At 57.1% G+C, this 1,663-nt stretch carries 2 protein-coding genes and 1 pseudogene; 1 reads left to right on the forward strand and 2 read right to left on the reverse strand.

What is annotated here, in order from left to right; all coding sequences use genetic code 11:
- Together YWC_RS0126870 and YWC_RS0126875 are read right to left on the reverse strand one after the other, a co-directional pair.
- A partial coding sequence (locus YWC_RS0126870; RefSeq protein ID WP_036216426.1) for a nuclear transport factor 2 family protein occupies positions 1-331 on the reverse strand: 331 nt, incomplete at its 3' end.
- A gap of 81 nt (positions 332-412) precedes the next feature.
- Positions 413-1,387 (reverse strand): LysR family transcriptional regulator, encoded by a 975-nt coding sequence (locus tag YWC_RS0126875; protein ID WP_228892619.1) that lies wholly within the window; start codon positions 1,385-1,387, stop codon positions 413-415.
- A gap of 55 nt (positions 1,388-1,442) precedes the next feature.
- On the opposite strand from YWC_RS0126875, the pseudogene YWC_RS33245 reads away from it, so the two are divergent.
- A pseudogene (locus YWC_RS33245) lies at positions 1,443-1,663 on the forward strand (hypothetical protein); the annotation flags it as partial.

The raw sequence follows: 1,663 nt of genomic DNA on the forward strand, positions 1-1,663 counted from the left end.
CCTTGCCTTCGAACTGCACCTTGGCGACGATCGTCGCACCCTTTGGGTTCGCCGATTCCTCCAGAGCAAGCACAGTCACGCGCGCCGGCCCGACAGCCTTGCCGAACTTTTCCCAAGTGGCGCGAATGGCATCGGAACCGGCGTACATGCCGTCAAGCGGCCCGCCGACCCATGTCAGCTGGGCGTTGTCGGCATAGCCACGCATGATGACGGACGTGTCACCGGCGCCAATGGCGCTAAAGTGAATCTGCGCGGCATCGCTCATCGGGCTGGCGACAGCGCTGCCGATCGAAGCAATAGCGAGGATGACGGCGAAGATCGCTTGTTTCATGAAATTCTCCCTGGTTGGGTCAGTCGGACGGAAAAAACCGGTGTTATCGAGGTGAACGGATCTGCGGATGATTTATTCCATCTATTTCAAATTAATTTTCGCAGGCGTTTCGTCGCGCGCTATTTGGGAGAGGCGGATCATCGCTTCCAGCGCCAGAGATGCCTTTGTCTTGTACCGTTCGGGATGGCGCAACATGTAGAACGCGCGCTCCGGCAAGTCGATGTTTGCTTTCGCCAGCAAACCTGCCCGCAGATGCGAGGCTACTACCAGTTCCGACATGGCGGTGGCGAACTTGCCGGCCATCACAGCGGAGCGGACCGCTTCGTTGGACGGCAATGTGAGTGCGATATCGAGTGCATCGAAGTCGACATGCATCGCCTGAAGTGCGCACTCGAGCGCCGAGCGCGTGCCGGACCCCTTTTCGCGCAAGATCCACTGTGCCTCAAGAAGATCCGCGTGCAGCAGCCTCCTCCCTGAAGCCCATGGATGGTGCGCTGCGACTACAGCGACGATCTGGTCGGATGCGATGGCATCGACCGATAGTGTCGGCTCGTCGATGGCGCCCTCGACAAAGCCAAGGTCGGCGCCCCCCTGAAGCACTGCTTGGGCGACATTATGGGTGTTATCGATGGTCACGCTCAGTGCGATCGCCGGATGCGCTTGGCGAAATTGCACGAGGTACTCGGGTAGCCAATAGCTGGCGATAGTCTGACTCGCATGAATGGTCAGCGTGCCACGTTTCATTCCACCCAGCTCGGCCAATGTCAGTTCGGCGGCGCGCGCGCTGGCGATCGTGCGGCGTGCTTCTATCAGGAAAATACGGCCCGCTTCGCTGATCTCGATGCCGCGGCCGACGCGATTGAATAGGGCAGTACCATAGCGTTCTTCCAGCACCTTGATCGAAGCACTTACCGCTGAAGGGGTGAGCGCCAACACTGCGGCGGCCTGGGTCAAATGCTGTCGCTCGGCGACTTCAACAAAAATCCGCAATTGTTCTAGTGTCATCTGATTGTTCAATTCTATTGAACGATATATTCGATATTGTAAGATGGACATAACAATCTGTCGACTTGATAATCGTTCTATTGAATTCGAGAATCAGGAGCGGCAAATGGTCAAGCAACCACTAAAACTCGTTCGCAACGCGCTGCCAGGCTTGGCACTTTGCGCTGTGGTTACTGCGATAGCTTACGCAATGGAAAACATCGAAAGCGCTTTATTTGGCCACGCATGGCTCGAAAGCCTGGTGCTGGCCATTCTTCTAGGCACCGCCGTGCGGACGGTGCATCGGCTCGATACTCGCTTCGAAGACGGCATCCAAGTCGGTGCGAA

The sequence above is a fragment of the Massilia alkalitolerans DSM 17462 genome (genome assembly GCF_000427785.1).
GTDB classification, from domain to species: Bacteria; Pseudomonadota; Gammaproteobacteria; order Burkholderiales; family Burkholderiaceae_D; genus Telluria; species Telluria alkalitolerans.

Excerpts from the sequence above, each read along its gene's own strand:
- YWC_RS0126875 (WP_228892619.1), bottom strand. The coding sequence starts at position 1,387 with ATGTCCATCTTACAATATCGAATATATCGTTCAATAGAATTGAACAAT.